Genomic DNA, 16,583 nt, shown 5'->3' on the forward strand with positions numbered 1-16,583 from the left:
TGTACATTTCTGCCCAGACAAACAGCGTGCGGCGCGCTACATTACAACCCCCCCGCGTCCCGGCGCGGGGGCCGACGATGCCCGTTTTCCTCCGTACCCGGGCCTTCGTGCTGAGTAGCGGGGACAGGATTTGAACCTGCGACCTCTGGGTTATGAGCCCAGCGAGCTACCGAGCTGCTCCACCCCGCGTCGGTGAACACAACCCTACGCCATCCGAGGGAGGGCTCGTGCCCATTTACCGCGCTAAACGCCACCCGACCGACATATCCGCAGGTCAGAGCAGTGCAAGCGGGCCGAAGAGAATCTCAGCGGAGGCCGGGCGGGGCATACGCGGCGTCGAGCACCTGACGGAACGGGGTGGCCGTTGAGCAGCACCCGCCCGACCTCGCCGTCCGAGGCCCGCCAGGGCGCCGCGGAAGGTGGCTTGTGGGCCTCTGGGAGCGCTTCCTCGGCTCTGGCGGCGTCCGACCCGTAGCTGATCGGCGACGACCGTCCAGAGGCCGGTGCGGACCTGCACGACGTGATGCTGCTCGACCTGCGTTGAGCGCGGCCGCTCGCACCGCCGGGACCACCTCGGACTCACCCCGGGCCCACCCCGGGCTCACATCAGGCCAACGGCCGCCCCGGCACAGCGAAGCGCCCCACCCGAAGCGATCGGATGGGGCGCTGAGCCGCAGGTCAAGGGAGGGTTCCTCCCACCCGCGAGCAGTAGGCCATGTCGGACTCGAACCGACAACCAACGGATTAAAAGTCCGCTGCTCTGCCAATTGAGCTAATGGCCCTCGCGTGCTCACCCCAGAGCATAGCCGGAGAGCACCGGCCAGCCGATCGAGTATTGACCCATCGGCCCCGTCATCCTCCGGGACCCGCACCCCAACCGGCCGGAACCAGATCTTCCGGATAGCCGGAAGGGCCCGTCCGACACCAGGTCGGGCGGGCCCCTCCGGACCGTCAGGTCACTGCCTGCGCAGGTCAGCCGTTGCGCTTCCAGCGCGGCTTGTCGTCGCGGCGGGCGCCGAAGGAGCCGGACGGACGGTGGTCGTCACGGCGGCCGTACGGGCGGTCGCCGGCGCCGGAGCGGAAGCCGCCGGAGGGGCGGTCGTCACGGCGGAAGCCACCACGGTCGTCACGGCGGTCGTCACGGCGGAATCCACCACGGTCACCGCGGTCATCGCGACGGTCACCGCGGTCATCGCGGTTGAACGACGGGCGCTCCTCGCGACGGAAGCCACCACGGTCACCACGGTTGTCATCGCGGCGGAAGCCACCCCGGTCACCGCGGTCGTCACGGTTGAACGACGGGCGCTCCTCGCGACGGAAGCCACCACGGTCACCACGGTTGTCGTCACGGCGGTCGTCACGGCGGAAACCACCACGGTCACCGCGGTCATCGCGACGGTCACCGCGGTCATCGCGGTTGAACGACGGGCGCTCCTCACGACGGAAGCCACCACGGTCACCACGGTTGTCGTCACGGCGGTCGTCACGGCGGAAACCACCACGGTCGCCCCGGTCGTCACGGCGGTCACCGCGGTCGTCACGACGCTCGTCGCGGCGGGCCTGGCGCTCCTCGGCGGCCACGGCAGCGGCGACGTGCGCAGCGACCTCGGCCGCGGCGGCCTCGGAGGCCTCGGTGACCGCGGCCTCCGGGTCCTCGCCGCGCTCCCGGGCGGAGCGGGCGACCAGGCGCTCGGCCTCCTCGCGGAGCTCGGCGGCGCGGCGCGTCATGCGCTCCAGGCGCCGGGTCAGCTCGGCGACCTCGCGCTCGGCCTGCTTGGCGGCGTTGTTCGCGGAGTCGGCCTGGACCTCGGTCAGCGAACGGGCGCCGGTGATCTCGGCGACCTCCGGGTCGAAGGCGCCGGCGCCCTGGACGATGTGGCGCGAGGCCTCGACGCCCGCGTCCTCCATCAGGCGGAAGATCTGGCGGCGCTGGTGCGGGAGCGCCAGGGAGACCACGACACCGGACTTGCCGGCGCGCGCGGTGCGGCCCGAGCGGTGCAGGTAGTCCTTGTGGTCGCCGGCCGGGTCCACGTTGAGGACCAGGTCGATGCCGTCGACGTGGATGCCGCGGGCGGCGACGTCGGTGGCGACGAGCGCGTTGACGTGGCCGTCCTTGAAGTCCGCGAGGACGCGGGTGCGGGCGCCCTGCGTCATGCCGCCGTGCAGCGCGTCCGCCTTCACGCCGGCCTCGACGAGCTGCTCGGCGATGCGGTCGGCGCCCAGCTGGGTGCGGACGAAGATGATGGTGCGGCCCTTGCGGGCGGCGATGGCGGCGGTGACCGGCGCCTTGTCCTTCGGCTTCACGACGAGGACGTGGTGGGTCATGGTCGTGACGTTGCCCTGGGCGCTGTCGACCTCGTGGCTGACCGGGTCGGACAGGTAGCGGTCGACCAGGGTCGCGATCTCGTTCTCCATGGTGGCGGAGAAGAGCATGCGCTGGCCGCCGGACGGGACCTGGTCGAGGAGCTCGGTGACCTCGGGCAGGAAGCCCAGGTCGGACATCTGGTCGGCCTCGTCGAGGACCGCGACCTGGACGTCCTCCAGGGAGCAGGCGCCGCGGTTGATGATGTCGCGCAGTCGGCCGGGGGTGGCGACGAGGATGTCGACACCGCGCTCCAGGGCGTAGATCTGGTTGCCCATGGAGGTGCCGCCGCAGACGACCTTCATCTTCAGGCCGAGCACGTCGCCGTACGGCTGGAGGGCGTCGGCGACCTGCATGGCGAGCTCGCGGGTCGGGGTGAGGATGACCGCGCGGGGCTTCTTCTTCTCGGTGTAGCCGCCGGCCAGGCGCGCCAGGGTGGGCAGGCCGAAGGAGAGGGTCTTGCCGGAGCCGGTGCGGCCGCGGCCGAGGATGTCCTTGCCGGCCAGGGCGTCCGGGATGGTCGCGGCCTGGATCGGGAACGGGCTGGTGACACCGTTCTGGGCGAGCTTGCGCACGACGCCCTCGGGCAGGCCGAGGTCCGCGAAGGTGACCTGCGGCTCGGAGTCGTCGGCGTCGGCCTCGGCGTCGGCATCGATCACGTCGGCGACGTCGGCCTCGAGGGCCTCGATGATCTCGTCCGCCTCGGCGGCCTCCATGGCCTCGGTCACGACGAGGGCCTCAACGGCGTCGACGATCTCGTTCGAGTCGTTCTCGGGCATGACGGCACGGTCGGAACTGGAAATGGACATGCGAAATGCGAAACCTTCCGGAGTCTCGGCACGCGCCCAAACTCCGTGAATCGCAAATCGACCGCCTCGATGCGGTCAGCCACGGCTAGGGAGAGTACGCGCCACACGGCGCGCTTCGGATCGGCGCCGGGCAATGGGATCAAACGATCTATAACCATACGCACCCTTCCGGGGGTATGGCAAGTCGCCCCTGCCCGATCCATCCTGACCTGCGGCGATTCCGGCCGCCTACCGTCCGCCGGAACCCCGTCCGCCCCGCGTTACACGGTCGCCGAGACACTGGGCTCCGGCTGCGGCGGCACCGACGGGGTGGGCGGAGCCGGGGAGGGCGCGGGCGGCTGCGGGGTCGGCGACTGGGCCGGGGGGCTGGCCGGCGCACCACCAGAACCACCGGTTCCACCTCCGCCGGAGGGCGGCTGCTGGGGTCCCTGGCCCCCGGCTCCGCCGCCCGGCCCGGCCGACGGCGAGGGAGCACCGGGCCGCCCCGCGGGCGCACCCGGGCTGGGCGAGGCCCCGGTCGCCCCGGAGGCCTTGCCGTCCTCGGAGGCCTTGCCTTCGGGGACGGCCGCGCCGGCCTTGGACCCGTGGCCGGTGCCGTGGACCCCGGCACTCCGCCCGGCACCTGCGCCGCCGCCGGCCTCGGCCGCGGACTTGCGGTCCGCCGGAGAGGAGGGCCCGGGCTTGGCGGCGTCCGCACCGACGCTCATGCAGCCCGCGGTGGCCGCGACCGCGAACGCGGTGACGGCCAGTCGGAGGGAAGCGGACAACTGGCGCACGGGGCACCTCCGGGTGGGCAGTCAGGGTCCGCGGAACAGCGGGTCAATATGCCCAACTCCCTTTGCCCCACGAGGGACACGCCCTTGGGGACACCAGCTGTCCGCAATCCGTCACCCGCCCGGGCGCACACCCGGCCGACACGGCACCACCGGCGGACGCTGCGCACCGGACCGCACGCTCAGGCGAACAGCTGCCGCGCCACCTGCGACCCGAGCACCACCGCACCCAGTCCGGCCAGCACCGACGCCGCCACGTTCGCCGCCGCCAGGAACCGCCGGCCCGTCTCGGCCAGCCGCAGCGTCTCGTACGAGAACGTCGAGTAGGTGCTCAGCGCCCCGCACAGCCCGGTCCCCAGCAGCAGGCTCCACCGCGCGGACGCCGCGCCGGCCAGCGCCGCCCCCGCCAGCACCCCGATGAGCAGGCACGCGGCCGCGTTCACCACGAACGTCCCCCACGGGAACACCGCGTCGTGCCGCGCCTGCACCGCACGGTCCGTCAGGTACCGCAGCGGCGCCCCGACGGCCGCACCCGCCACCACCAACAGCCAGTTCACCCGCGCCCCCGCTCCCTCTCCCGCGCCCGTTCCCGCGTCCGGGCGGCCCGCAGCCCGAAGGCCCGTACCGCCGCCCGCGCCGCCGACGCCCCGGCCCAGACCGCCCCCAACGCCGCGGTCACCGTGAGGCCGGCGTACGCCAGCGCGAGTTCCGCCTCGCCCTCGTCCAGCAGCCGCGCGAAGCCCGCCGCGTACGTGGAGAAGGTGGTGAACCCGCCCAGCACCCCCACCCCGACGAACGGCCGCAACAGCGGATGCGGGGAGGTCCGCCCGCCCTCGCCGATCAGCGCCATCAGGACGCCGATCAGCAGGGAGCCGGCCGTGTTGGTCCAGAACGTGGCCCACGGGAACGCCCCCGGCGCCGCCGGCCACAGCAGCTCCAGCCCGTAGCGCGCCGCCGATCCGAGCGCCCCGCCGGCCGCGACCGCCGCCAGGACGGGCCCCTGCGGCTCGGCGCGCTGCGCGGGGACGTGCAGGTCGACGTCCGGGTCGATCGCCTCGGGCGCCCCGGGCCCATCGGGCCCCTCGGCCGGGTGGGTCACCCGTAGCCCAGCGCGTGCAGCCGGGCGTCGTCGATCCCGAAGTGGTGGGCGATCTCGTGGACCACGGTGATCTCCGTCTCGGCGATCACGTCCTCGCGGTCCTCGCACATCCGCAGGGTGGGGTTCCGGTAGATGGTGATCCGGTCGGGCAGCACCCCGGCGTACCACTCGCCGCGGTCCGTCAGCGGGGTCCCCTCGTACAGGCCCAGCAGCTCCGGGTCGTCCGCGGGCGGCTCGTCCTCGACGAAGACCGCCACGTTGTCCATCAACCGGGTCAGCTCCGGCGGGATGCGGTCCAGCGCCTCGGAAACGAGCTCCTCGAACTCCTCGCGTGTCATCTCCAGCACCCGGTCATTGTCCCCCTGGTCGGGGCGCCTCCCACGCGTTGGGGAGAAACCGTTTTGGCGTTACCTCCCCGCATCCCATATGCTTCTCACGTCCCCGACGCGCTGGAAAGCGCCCCGGCGGGCCTTTAGCCCTCATCGTCTAGTGGCCCAGGACGCCGCCCTTTCAAGGCGGTAGCACGGGTTCGAATCCCGTTGGGGGTACGCATTACCGTGTGCAAGACTAGTTCTCGCACACTGCAAGGTCCTGTGGAGCAGTTGGTTAGCTCGCCACCCTGTCAAGGTGGAGGTCGCGGGTTCAAGTCCCGTCAGGATCGCTGAGGCCGGAAACGGTCTCGTGGCTGGGTAGCTCAGTTGGTACGAGCGATCGCCTGAAAAGCGATAGGTCGCCGGTTCGACCCCGGCCCCAGCCACAAACAGGAAGGCCCCGTCCATCGGACGGGGCCTTCCGCGTTACTCCGGCACCCGCTCCTCCGCCCGGGCGCCGCGGCGCGTCCGCACCAGGGCGGCCACCGCCGCGCCGACGGCCACCATCCCCAGCAGCGCCCAGTCCGGTACCGCGTCCGCGACCGCCCGGACCCGCTGCTCCACCGCGTACGAGTCCTCCACGTCCAGCAGCCCGGGCAGCGCGCTCGCCCCGTCGTATGCCAGGAACAGCACGCCCAGGGCGATGAAGAACAGCCCGGACAGCAGCGAGGTCGTGTGCAGCTCCAGCCGGCCCGCCCGGACCGGGCGCCCGCGCAGCCAGCGCCGCCGTCCGAGGTCGAACCGCTCCCACAGCAGCGCGAGCACGAACAGCGGTACGGCCATCCCCAGCGCGTACACCGCCAGCAGCAGGCCCCCGTACACCGGGCTGCCGCCGACCGCCGCCACCGTCAGGACGCTGCCCAGGATCGGGCCGGCGCAGAACCCGGCCAGCCCGTAGACGGCGCCCAGCGCGTACACCGAGACCGCCGTCGTCGGCCGGATGCGCCCGGACAGCTCCGAGATCCGCCGCGGGGCGAAGCCCAGCCCCAGGACCTGCGCCAGCCCCAGCACGATGATCAGCGAGCCACCGGCCAGCACCAGCCCGTCGCGGTGGCCGTGGAAGAACCGTCCGGCGGTCGAGGAGGCCGCGCCCAGCGGGACCAGGGTGGTCGCCAGGCCGGCGTAGAAGATCCCGGTCCGGGCGAGCAGCCGCGACGGGGAGTCGATCGAGTACGCGAAGAAGGCGGGCAGCAGCAGCGCGCTGCACGGGCTGAGCAGGGCCAGCAGCCCGCCGAGCAGGGCCGCCAGGTAGCCGATGTCCGTCATCGGCCCGCCCCTGCCCCCGCCCCGGTGCCGGCCCCGGCACCGGCCGCGGCCCGGGCCTTCGCCGCGGCCTGGTCGATCACGGCGGCGAAGGCCCCGTACGGCTGGGCGCCCGCGATCGGCCGGCCGCCCACCAGGAAGGACGGGGTGGAGCTGACCCCGATGCGGTAGCCCTCCTCCCGGTCCTTCGCCAGGGCGGCTTCGGCGGCCGCCCCGGCCATGTCCTGCCGGAACCGCTCCAGGTCCGGCACCCCGGCCTCCCGGGCCAGTTCCAGCAGCCGCGCCTCGCCGAAGCCCTTCTCCTTGGCCCCGGGGGTGTACGCGGCCTCGTGGAACTGCCGGAACCTGTCCTGCTGCCCCGCGGCCCAGGCGGCCTTGGCCGCGGCCTCGGACTCCGCGCCGAAGATGGGGAAGTTGCGCCACTCGATGCGCAGGGTGCCGTTCTCCACGTACTTCCTGATCAGCTCGGGCTCGGTGTCACGGGCGAACTTCCCGCAGTAGCCGCACTTGAAGTCGGAGTACTCGATGAGCACGACGGGGGCGTCGGCGCGACCGAGGGCCAACTTGTCGCCCGCGTCGCGGCGGGCGAGCCCGGCCAGCTCGGCGGCGGGATCGGAACCGGCGTTCCGCGGCTGCGAGGCGGAGGAGCTCCGCGCGGGGGCCTTGTCCAGGGTGCTCGCCTGCCAGGACACCAGTCCCATGAGCGCGGCGGCGACCGCGACCGCGCCACAGAGCAACAGGGCTTTGCGGGAGGAAGACGACGAGGAAGAGGAAGGAGAAGAGGACCGGGAGGGGGAAGGGGAAGGGGAAGCGGGCATGGGGCTGCTCCAGAGCTGTGCGAAGAAGGAGGGAACGGGCGGCGGACCGGCGGGCGGCCGACCCTCCTACACCCGCATCACGGACAGCTCCACCGGCCCCGGCGCCGGCCGGTCGGGCCCGCGCGCACCGCAGGGCGGACCGGGTACGAAGCAGGGGGCCGCACCGCCGGGCAGGGCGGGGCGCGCGCAGGCGGCGAGGGCGTGGTCCAGGTGCGCACCGGCCCGGGCCGGTACGGCCGGGGCCCGGTCGGGCGCGGCGGGTCCCGGCCCGCACCGCGGCCCGCGCTCCCGGGCGTCGGAGGCGGCGACCCGCCCGCCCGCACCGGTCCGGCCGGCCTCTGCGGTCGCCCCTCCCGCCACAGCAGCCGCAGCCGCAGCAGCCGGAGTGGCCGCGGAGGCGAAGCCACCGGGGGTGCCTGCCGCGGCCACGGGGCCCGGTGCGGCGGCCCCGGTCCGGTCGTACGGCGGCACCACGGCCCCCGCACCGGGCGACCCGGTGCCCGCGAAGGCGCAGAACAGCGCCAGCACGGTCGCGAGCAGCACGGCCGCCACGCGTCGGTGCGCGCTGCTCGGCATACGTGGGGCCTCTCACGGCGGGAGGGACGGGGGACTCGTCCCGAAATGGTACGGGTCCACCCGACAAATGCGTTCGCCACCCGGCACTCCCGGGTGAGATCCTCGACCAGGTATGTCTACTTCCTTCGCCGCCCTGCAGACGCTTCTCGGTGAGATTCCCCTCCGCGACGCGCACCGCCTCGGCCGCCGCCTCGAAGGCGCCCGCCGCATCCGCAAGCCCGAGGCCAAGCAGGCCGTGCTCGACGAGATCGCCGCGGAAGCCGAGAAGGCCGCCCTGCGGCTCGCCGCGCGTGCCTCGCGGATGCCCGAGGTCACGTACCCCGAGAACCTGCCCGTCAGCCAGAAGAAGGACGAGATCGCCGAGGCGATACGCGACCACCAGGTCGTGATCGTCGCCGGTGAGACCGGATCCGGCAAGACCACGCAGATCCCCAAGATCTGCATGGACCTCGGCCGCGGCGTCCGGGGCATGATCGGGCACACCCAGCCCCGCCGGATCGCCGCCCGCACCGTCGCGGAGCGCATCGCCGAGGAGCTGAAGACCGAGATCGGGCAGACGGTCGGTTGGAAGGTCCGCTTCACCGACCAGGTGGACCCGGACGCGACCTTCGTGAAGCTGATGACGGACGGCATCCTGCTCGCCGAGATCCAGACGGACCGCGAGCTGCGCGCCTACGACACGATCATCATCGACGAGGCGCACGAGCGCTCGCTGAACATCGACTTCCTGCTGGGCTACCTCTCCCAGCTGCTGCCGAAGCGCCCCGACCTCAAGGTCGTGATCACCTCGGCGACGATCGACCCGGAGCGCTTCTCCCGGCACTTCGGCGACGCCCCGATCGTCGAGGTCAGCGGCCGCACGTACCCGGTGGAGGTCCGGTACCGGCCCCTCCTGGAGGAGGACTCCGAGGAGAGCGACCGCGACCAGATCACCGCGATCTGCGACGCCGTGGACGAGCTCCAGGCCGAGGGACCCGGCGACATCCTGGTCTTCCTCTCCGGCGAACGCGAGATCCGCGACACCGCCGACGCGCTCATCAAGAAGAAGTTGCGCTTCACCGAGGTCCTGCCGCTCTACGCCCGCCTCTCCCACGCCGAGCAGCACCGCGTCTTCCAGCAGCACACCGGCCGCCGGATCGTGCTCGCGACCAACGTCGCCGAGACCTCGCTGACCGTCCCCGGCATCAAGTACGTGATCGACCCGGGCACCGCCCGGATCTCCCGCTACAGCCACCGCACCAAGGTCCAGCGCCTGCCGATCGAGCGGATCTCGCAGGCCAGCGCCAACCAGCGCAAGGGCCGCTGCGGCCGTACCAGCGACGGCATCTGCATCCGGCTCTACTCCGAGGACGACTTCACCGCCCGTCCCGAGTTCACCGACGCGGAGATCCTGCGCACCAACCTGGCGTCCGTCATCCTCCAGATGACCGCGGCCGGGCTCGGCGAGATCGAGAAGTTCCCCTTCATCGACCCGCCGGACCACCGCAACATCCGCGACGGCATCCAGTTGCTCCAGGAGCTCGGCGCGCTGGACCCCAAGGAGAAGGACGCCCGCAAGCGGCTCACCCCGATGGGCCGCCAGCTGTCCCAGCTCCCCGTGGACCCGCGGCTGGCCCGCATGGTCCTGGAGGCGGACAAGAACGGCTGCGTCCGCGAGGTCATGGTCATCGCGGCGGCCCTGTCCATCCAGGACCCGCGCGAGCGGCCCTCGGACAAGCAGACACAGGCCGACCAGCAGCACGCCCGCTTCAAGGACGAGACCAGCGACTTCCTGTCGTTCCTGAACCTGTGGCGCTACGTCCGCGAGCAGCAGAAGGAGCGCGGCTCCTCCTCCTTCCGCCGGATGTGCAAGCAGGAGTACCTGAACTTCCTGCGGATCCGCGAGTGGCAGGACATCTACTCGCAGCTGCGCACGGTCGCCCGCGGCATGGGCATCCACGTGAACGAGACGGACGCCCCGGAACAGCAGGTCCACGTCTCCCTCCTGGCCGGCCTGCTCTCGCACATCGGCCTGAAGGACACCGACAAGAACGAGTACCTCGGCGCGCGCGGCGCCAAGTTCGCCGTCTTCCCGGGCTCGGCCCTGTTCAAGAAGCAGCCGCGGTTCGTGATGTCGGCGGAGCTGGTGGAGACCTCGCGGCTGTGGGCCCGGGTCAACGCCAAGGTGGAGCCCGAATGGGTCGAGCCGCTGGCCGGACATCTGCTCAAGCGCACGTACAGCGAACCGCACTGGGAGAAGAACCAGGCGGCCGTCATGGCGTACGAGAAGGTCACGCTGTACGGCGTCCCGATCGTCGCCCAGCGGAAGGTCAACTACGGGCGGATCGACCCCGAGGTCTCGCGCGAGCTGTTCATCCGCCACGCCCTGGTCGAGGGCGACTGGCGGACCCACCACAAGTTCTACGCCGACAACCGCAAGCTGCTCACCGAGGTCGAGGAGCTGGAGAACCGGGCCCGGCGCCGCGACATCGTCGTCGACGACGAGACCCTCTTCGACTTCTACGACCAGCGGGTCCCCGAGCACGTGGTGTCCGGGGCACACTTCGACTCCTGGTGGAAGCACAAGCGGCGCGAGCAGCCCGAGCACCTCGACTTCGAGCGGGAGATGCTGCTCACCGAGAAGGCGGCCGGGGTCACCAAGGCCGACTACCCGGACTCCTGGCGGCAGGGGCAGCTCACCTTCCGGGTGACCTACCAGTTCGAGCCCGGCGCGGACGCGGACGGCGTGACCGTCCACATCCCGCTCCAGGTGCTCAACCAGGTCACCGACCAGGGCTTCGACTGGCAGATCCCGGGCCTGCGGGAGGAAGTCGTCACGGAGCTCATCCGGTCGCTGCCGAAGCCGATCCGCCGGCACTACGTGCCCGCGCCGAACTTCGCGGCCCGTTTCCTGGACACGGCCGTGCCGCTCCAGGAGCCGCTGACCGCGACCCTGGCGCGCGAGCTGCACCGGATGGGCGGAGTGCCGGTCACCGCCGAGGACTTCGACACCGGTCGGCTCCCCGACCACCTGAAGATCACTTTCCGGATCGTCGACGAGCGCCGCCGGAAGATCTCCGAGGACAAGGACCTGGAGGCGCTGCGCCTGAAGCTCCGGCCGAAGGCCCGCCAGGCCCTGTCCAAGGCGGCCGCGGCCACCGCCGAGCGGGCGGGCGGGGAGTCGGTGGAGCGCACCGGGCTGACCGACTGGACCATCGGCACCCTGACGAAGGTGTTCGAGACCCGGCGGGCGGGGCAGCCGGTGAAGGCGTACCCGGCGTTGGTCGACGAGGGCACGACCGTGTCCGTACGGCTCTTCGACACGGAGGCCGAGCAGCAGCAGGCGATGTGGCTGGGCACGCGCAGGCTGATCCTCCTCAACATCCCGGTGAACGCGGCCAAGTTCGCCTCGGACCGGCTGAGCAACCAGCAGAAGCTGGCCCTGTCGCGGACGCCGCACGGCTCCGTCCAGGCGCTGTTCGACGACTGCGCGACGGCGGCTGCCGACAAGCTGATCGCCGACCACGGCGGCCCGGCCTGGGACGAGGCGGGCTTCCGCACGCTGTACGAGGCCGTCCGCGCCGACCTGGTGGACACGACCGTGCGCACGGTCGACCGGGTGCAGCAGGTGCTGGCCGCCTGGCAGGCCTGCGAGCGGCGGCTGAAGGCCACGCAGAGCCTGGCCCTCGTCGCCAACCTCCAGGACGTCAAGGCGCAGCTGGCGGCGCTCATGCCGGCGGGCTTCGTCACCCTGACGGGCCTGCGCCGGCTGCCGGACCTGATGCGCTACCTGGTGGCCGTGGACCGGCGGCTGCAGCAGATGCCGACGGCCGTCCAGCGCGACACCACGCGCATGGAGAAGGTCCACGAGATGCAGGACGAGTACGCCTGGCTGCTGGAGCAGCTGCCCAAGGGGCGGCCGGTCCCGGCGGAGGTGACGGAGATCCGCTGGATGATCGAGGAACTGCGGGTCAGCTACTTCGCGCACGCGCTCGGGACGGCGTACCCGATCTCGGACAAGCGGATCGTGAAGGCGGTGGACGCGGCGGCGCCGTGACCGCCGTCGCGGCGCGCCGCGCGCCCGCCGCGACGGGCCGGTTCGACCGCACCCCCCACGCTGATGTACAGTCTGATGCGCAGCCACGGGAAAACGTGGCCGCACATCGAGGTCCTGTGGAGCAGTTGGTTAGCTCGCCACCCTGTCAAGGTGGAGGTCGCGGGTTCAAGTCCCGTCAGGATCGCAGCAAGAGCAGGGCCCGTATCCGATCGGATGCGGGCCCTGTCTCGTAAGAGCCCCCGTCATGCCCGTCGTGCGCCCCTTGCTCCCCTCGCGCCCGCCGTGCGTACGCCGCCCGTCGCGGCCTCCCGGCGTCCCCGGGAGCCGCCGGACCGGTCGGGGCTCCCCGGGCGGTTCCGGCGCCGTACAGGCCCGCCGGATGCCGCCGATTCGACCTCTGGGGACCCACCGGTCCCATGGGTCCCGTCGGCCCCGCGGTTCACCCCGGCCGCCGCGCCACGGAATGGTTCCATCCATAAAATCCCCCGTCTGCATGAGACCGCTGTGCGTGAGACATCCCCTTACGGGTGCATTGGGGAATGCACAAGGGTGACAACCTGTGACAGGAGTCACCACACGAGTTTTCGGGACATGCACATTTATCGCGCCCATACGTGCCCTCAATTTAATATGTGCAATGGCACCCGTCCTGCCGCGGTGCTCCGAGACACAAAAAAGATCGCGCTGGACCCGGCGGAGTCCAGCGCGATCGAACGGCTGGGAACCTGTTGGGGCAGGTCCGGCCGCATGAAGCCATGTGGGTTTCATCGGATTGGGGGATCCGATTCCTACCCGTTAAAGCGGGGTGCTAGCGCGACCTCAGGCCTCGCTGCGCTGCTGCGGAATTCCCGCGAGCAGGGCACGGACCTCGGCCTCGCGGTAACGGCGGTGCCCACCCAGGGTGCGGATGGACGTGAGCTTGCCGGCCTTGGCCCAGCGGGTCACCGTCTTCGGGTCCACGCGGAACATCGTGGCAACCTCAGCCGGGGTCAGCAGCGGCTCGGCATCAGGGGTGCGAGCGGTCATGAGCGGCCTCCTCGGGAGAACCGAACCATCTCGGTTCTTTCCTCTAAATTCTGCACCTTGGCCCGCGTTGCCCGAAATGGACATACGCGGGCCGAGTCGGTTATAGGACGAACGGCTTGTCCTCGGCACTACAACTACACCATCCGTCCAGCCTCGACGGCCAAACCGATGGAATTGCCCTCCGAGGTGTTCATCAGCGGTCGGAAGCCGATGGACCGCCCCATAACGGACAGTCACCCCACTGTGACGATCAGTCACAGAGCGATCAGGAGTCCTCAGACCCCCCGTAGAGTGCAATGCCGAGCATTCCGCCCTTAGTTGGGCGGAAGGAACCCTCCCCGGACTCCTTGTCCTATTTTGGCACGAGGGTAGGGGAAGGGCGCAAGGGTGTGTTTAGTGCAGTCCGTCACGCTTGAGCCAATGGCCCGTATCGGGACGTAGGTCCCGGGCCTTCGGCCCGAATGGCCGGTTTCCCGGTTTCCCCGCCCCCCGACGGGCGAACTAATTGGCGAACAGTCTCTCCCGGACCTCACGCCACCGGTCCCTCAGCTCTTCGTACACCTCCGCCGCCGCCACCTCGTCGCCCGACCTCAGCGCCGCGGTCCCGGCCGCGACGTCCCGGGCCGAGCGGTCCCCCGCCAGCCGGTCCGCCGGCATCGCGTGGACCAGCCCGCCGTAGTCCAGTTCGACCATCGACCGCGGATGGAACTCCTCCAGCCAGGTGCCGACCTCCACCAGACCCTCGGCGAGGGCCTCGTAGCCCGGCGTCTCCCGCAGCGTGCGCAGTGCCCGCGCGAGCCGCCGCCGGGCCTGCACCATCGGAGTCCGGTAGCGCAGCCGCTCACCCGGCAGGTACTCCCGCTCATCGTCGGCCACGAGGACGAACCAGCGCAGTGGCACGTGCCACACTGCGGTGCGGATCCACGGGCGGGCATCGGGATTCCGCTCCCGCCAGCGCTCGTACTCCTCGGCCGCCCTCCGCCGCGCCGCCGGCGGCAGCGCCGCGTCCAACACCGGCAGCGGGAACTGCTCGACGAGCTCCTGCAGCGCCAGCCAGCCGCGCAGCCGGGTCCGCCAGGGGCACACCAGCAACACCCCGTCCACCTCGGCCGTGAAGGCGTCGACGCTCTCGTGCGCCGGCACCCCCACCAGCGGCACCCGCACCAACTCGGCCAGCGAGCGCCGCAGTTCGTCCTGCGCCGTCGGTGCCGCACCGCGCCGGGCGTAGGAGGCCCAGTGCGTCCTCTCCGGCTCCGCGAACGCCGCCAGCGGCTCGTAGACTCGCAGGTAGGAGGCGTACGGGACGGTCGGCGCCGAACGGGCCGACGGCAGCCCGGTCTCGGAGGATTCACTCACGCTCTCGTACTCCCCCGCACCAACCGGCGCTACTCCGCCGGACGGCCGGCGGACGACCGGCACGGCGAGGCCCGGTGCGCCCCGTACTCCGGGAGTGTTTCGATCCCCGGACAGCTCCCCTGCGGGCGCGCTCCAGGTCTTACTCTGCTCCCAGCACGCCCTCCCCCACCCGCAGGGCGGGCGTCATTCCGCCGCATCTCTCCCATGGGAGTCACCACCGTGACCGAAATGACCGACGGCGTCCTGCACACCCTGTTCCACTCGGAGCAGGGCGGCCACGAGCAAGTCGTGCTGTGCCAGGACCGAGCCACTGGCCTGAAGGCCGTCATCGCCATCCACTCCACCGCCCTGGGCCCGGCCCTGGGCGGCACGCGCTTCCACGCGTACGCCTCGGACGAAGAGGCCGTCCTCGACGCGCTGAACCTCTCGCGCGGCATGTCCTACAAGAACGCCATGGCCGGCCTCGACCTCGGCGGCGGCAAGGCCGTGATCATCGGCGACCCGGACCAGATCAAGACCGAGGACCTGCTGCTGGCCTACGGCCGCTTCGTCGAGTCCCTCGGCGGCCGCTACGTCACGGCGTGCGACGTCGGCACGTACGTCGCGGACATGGACGTCGTCGCCCGCGAGACCCGCTGGGCCACCGGCCGCTCCCCCGAGAACGGCGGCGCCGGCGACTCCTCCGTCCTCACCGCCTTCGGCGTCTTCCAGGGCATGCGGGCCAGTGCCCAGCACCTGTGGGGCGACCCGACCCTCCGCGGCCGCAAGGTCGGCGTGGCCGGCGTCGGCAAGGTCGGCCACTACCTGGTCGAGCACCTCCTGGAGGACGGCGCCGAGGTCGTGATCACGGACGTCCGCGAGGAATCCGTGCGCCGCATCCTCGACAAGCACCCGCAGGTGACGGCCGTGGCCGACACGGACGCGCTGATCCGCACCGAGGGCCTGGACATCTACGCCCCCTGCGCGCTCGGCGGCGCCCTGAACGACGAGACCGTGCCCGCCCTCACCGCCAAGATCGTCTGCGGTGCGGCGAACAACCAGCTCGCGCACCCGGGCATCGAGAAGGACCTCGCGGACCGCGGCATCCTGTACGCGCCGGACTACGTGGTGAACGCGGGTGGCGTCATCCAGGTCGCGGACGAGCTGCACGGCTTCGACTTCGACCGGTGCAAGGCCAAGGCCACGAAGATCTTCGACACCACACTGGAAATCTTTGCCCGCGCAAAGGTGGATGGTATTCCTCCGGCTGCGGCGGCCGACCGGATCGCCGAGCAGCGGATGGCCGACGGCCGCGCGGCCAAGGCGGCGAAGGCCTCCTGACCCCCTGCCGGTGCACCCGCCGGGGTGCGGCGAGACGGAACTCACTGCACTTCGGCGGGTCGCCCGCCAGGAAAGAGTTAAAATCGCAGCTGACCAGCGAGGACGGGGCGCCTCGAGGGTCCTGTTCCGGGGCGCGTCATGCGGGCGGCGTACCGTATGGCCGCGGAAACAGGTACCGTTAAACCCCTACGGACGGTCTCTTCATGGAGAGCCCGCTCCGAACCATGAACGCGTGTCAGACTCTGGGGCCGTCGAGCCCCGTCACCGAGGGGGTCGAGCCATGGGGCGCGGCCGGGCCAAGGCCAAGCAGACGAAGGTCGCCCGCCAGCTGAAGTACAACAGCGGCGGCACTGACCTTGCGCGTCTGGCCAACGAGCTGGGCGCATCGCCGACGGCGCCGCTGACGCCTGTCAGCGAGCCGGTCGACGTCGATGACGAGCTGGACGACGACGACCCGTACGCGAAGTACGCGGAGCTGTACAACAACGATGACGACGAGGACGAGGACGACGAGTCCGGCCCGTCGGCTCAGCAGCGTCGCGGCGCTTGACGCCCGGGTTCGCACCAACAACCGGTGGCACCGCGTGATCGCATGACCACCAGCGACTGAACGATTCCGCGTCAGTCTTCAGAGCAACACACGAAAACCCGGTCCAGGGCCCCGCCCCGGGCCGGGGGTTAGGGGTGTCTCAGCTCGCGGTCGACCCCGTCCTGTCTCATATAACCAACACCGAGCCCACCAGACCAAGAGAGATCTCGGGTGTCGGGGGGTGG

The 16,583-nt window shown here is 71.4% G+C and carries 13 protein-coding genes and 6 tRNA genes; 7 read left to right on the forward strand and 12 right to left on the reverse strand.

The window, feature by feature from the left end; genetic code table 11:
• Window positions 1-115: 115 nt before the first annotated feature.
• From ACFVGY_RS24310 to ACFVGY_RS24340, 7 genes are all read right to left on the reverse strand, one after another.
• Window positions 116-189, reverse strand: a tRNA-Met gene (locus ACFVGY_RS24310).
• A 520-nt stretch (window positions 190-709) separates the two neighbouring features.
• Window positions 710-782, reverse strand: a tRNA-Lys gene (locus ACFVGY_RS24315).
• A gap of 190 nt (window positions 783-972) precedes the next feature.
• The gene (locus tag ACFVGY_RS24320) at window positions 973-3,171 is read right to left on the reverse strand and encodes a DEAD/DEAH box helicase (RefSeq protein ID WP_385680697.1); all 2,199 of its coding nucleotides are present in this window, start codon (window positions 3,169-3,171) and stop codon (window positions 973-975) included.
• 260 nt (window positions 3,172-3,431) lie between these two features.
• Window positions 3,432-3,938, reverse strand: a complete 507-nt coding sequence (locus ACFVGY_RS24325; protein ID WP_385680699.1) for a hypothetical protein — start codon at window positions 3,936-3,938, stop codon at window positions 3,432-3,434.
• A gap of 188 nt (window positions 3,939-4,126) precedes the next feature.
• On the reverse strand, window positions 4,127-4,501 hold the full coding sequence (gene crcB / locus ACFVGY_RS24330; RefSeq protein WP_385680701.1) for a fluoride efflux transporter CrcB: 375 nt from the start codon (window positions 4,499-4,501) through the stop codon (window positions 4,127-4,129).
• Window positions 4,498-5,043: a CrcB family protein gene (locus ACFVGY_RS24335; RefSeq protein ID WP_385680703.1), complete on the reverse strand. Its 546-nt coding sequence runs from the start codon at window positions 5,041-5,043 to the stop codon at window positions 4,498-4,500. Before ACFVGY_RS24335 ends, crcB begins: the two co-directional genes overlap by 4 nt.
• A complete protein-coding gene (locus ACFVGY_RS24340; RefSeq protein ID WP_179176895.1) occupies window positions 5,040-5,390 on the reverse strand; it encodes a metallopeptidase family protein in 351 nt (116 codons plus the stop codon). Before ACFVGY_RS24340 ends, ACFVGY_RS24335 begins: the two co-directional genes overlap by 4 nt.
• Before the next feature lie 128 nt (window positions 5,391-5,518).
• Here ACFVGY_RS24340 and ACFVGY_RS24345 point away from each other — a divergent pair.
• The 3 genes from ACFVGY_RS24345 (at window position 5,519) to ACFVGY_RS24355 (ending at window position 5,800) form a co-directional block, all read left to right on the forward strand.
• Window positions 5,519-5,591 (forward strand) — tRNA-Glu (locus ACFVGY_RS24345).
• A gap of 39 nt (window positions 5,592-5,630) precedes the next feature.
• Window positions 5,631-5,704: transfer RNA gene (locus tag ACFVGY_RS24350), tRNA-Asp, on the forward strand.
• Between the two features lie 22 nt (window positions 5,705-5,726).
• Window positions 5,727-5,800, forward strand: a tRNA-Phe gene (locus tag ACFVGY_RS24355).
• Between the two features lie 40 nt (window positions 5,801-5,840).
• Here the strand turns inward: ACFVGY_RS24355 and ACFVGY_RS24360 are convergent.
• The 3 genes from ACFVGY_RS24360 to ACFVGY_RS24370 form a co-directional block, all read right to left on the reverse strand.
• Window positions 5,841-6,680 (reverse strand): cytochrome c biogenesis CcdA family protein, encoded by an 840-nt coding sequence (locus ACFVGY_RS24360; protein WP_385680705.1) that lies wholly within the window; start codon window positions 6,678-6,680, stop codon window positions 5,841-5,843.
• Window positions 6,677-7,495, reverse strand: a complete 819-nt coding sequence (locus ACFVGY_RS24365) for a DsbA family protein (RefSeq protein ID WP_385680707.1) — start codon at window positions 7,493-7,495, stop codon at window positions 6,677-6,679. Before ACFVGY_RS24365 ends, ACFVGY_RS24360 begins: the two co-directional genes overlap by 4 nt.
• 66 nt (window positions 7,496-7,561) lie before the next feature.
• A complete protein-coding gene (locus tag ACFVGY_RS24370; protein WP_385680709.1) occupies window positions 7,562-8,071 on the reverse strand; it encodes a hypothetical protein in 510 nt (169 codons plus the stop codon).
• Between the two features lie 112 nt (window positions 8,072-8,183).
• Here ACFVGY_RS24370 and hrpA point away from each other — a divergent pair, with 112 nt between their 5' ends.
• Together hrpA and ACFVGY_RS24380 are read left to right on the forward strand one after the other, a co-directional pair.
• A complete protein-coding gene (gene hrpA, locus ACFVGY_RS24375; protein ID WP_385680711.1) occupies window positions 8,184-12,107 on the forward strand; it encodes an ATP-dependent RNA helicase HrpA in 3,924 nt (1,307 codons plus the stop codon).
• Between the two features lie 110 nt (window positions 12,108-12,217).
• A tRNA-Asp gene (locus ACFVGY_RS24380) sits at window positions 12,218-12,291 on the forward strand.
• 635 nt (window positions 12,292-12,926) lie between these two features.
• Here the strand turns inward: ACFVGY_RS24380 and bldC are convergent.
• The gene (gene bldC / locus ACFVGY_RS24385) at window positions 12,927-13,133 is read right to left on the reverse strand and encodes a developmental transcriptional regulator BldC (protein WP_003949541.1); all 207 of its coding nucleotides are present in this window, start codon (window positions 13,131-13,133) and stop codon (window positions 12,927-12,929) included.
• 501 nt (window positions 13,134-13,634) lie between these two features.
• The gene (locus tag ACFVGY_RS24390; RefSeq protein WP_385680713.1) at window positions 13,635-14,489 is read right to left on the reverse strand and encodes a hypothetical protein; all 855 of its coding nucleotides are present in this window, start codon (window positions 14,487-14,489) and stop codon (window positions 13,635-13,637) included.
• A 219-nt stretch (window positions 14,490-14,708) separates the two neighbouring features.
• On the opposite strand from ACFVGY_RS24390, the gene ACFVGY_RS24395 reads away from it, so the two are divergent.
• Window positions 14,709-15,809, forward strand: coding sequence for a Leu/Phe/Val dehydrogenase (locus ACFVGY_RS24395; protein ID WP_385680715.1), 1,101 nt, complete (start codon window positions 14,709-14,711; stop codon window positions 15,807-15,809).
• A 232-nt stretch (window positions 15,810-16,041) separates the two neighbouring features.
• Window positions 16,042-16,359, forward strand: a complete 318-nt coding sequence (locus tag ACFVGY_RS24400) for a DUF3073 domain-containing protein (RefSeq protein ID WP_385680717.1) — start codon at window positions 16,042-16,044, stop codon at window positions 16,357-16,359.
• Window positions 16,360-16,583 lie beyond the last annotated feature (224 nt).

Origin of the sequence: Streptomyces sp. NPDC127106, assembly GCF_042677605.1 — a bacterium.
GTDB lineage: Bacteria > Actinomycetota > Actinomycetes > Streptomycetales > Streptomycetaceae > Streptomyces.

Excerpts from the sequence above, each read along its gene's own strand:
- ACFVGY_RS24320 (WP_385680697.1), bottom strand. The coding sequence starts at position 3,171 with ATGTCCATTTCCAGTTCCGACCGTGCCGTCATGCCCGAGAACGACTCG.
- ACFVGY_RS24360 (WP_385680705.1), bottom strand. The coding sequence starts at position 6,680 with ATGACGGACATCGGCTACCTGGCGGCCCTGCTCGGCGGGCTGCTGGCC.
- ACFVGY_RS24365 (WP_385680707.1), bottom strand. The coding sequence starts at position 7,495 with ATGCCCGCTTCCCCTTCCCCTTCCCCCTCCCGGTCCTCTTCTCCTTCC.
- ACFVGY_RS24370 (WP_385680709.1), bottom strand. The coding sequence starts at position 8,071 with ATGCCGAGCAGCGCGCACCGACGCGTGGCGGCCGTGCTGCTCGCGACC.
- hrpA (WP_385680711.1), top strand. The coding sequence starts at position 8,184 with ATGTCTACTTCCTTCGCCGCCCTGCAGACGCTTCTCGGTGAGATTCCC.
- bldC (WP_003949541.1), bottom strand. The coding sequence starts at position 13,133 with ATGACCGCTCGCACCCCTGATGCCGAGCCGCTGCTGACCCCGGCTGAG.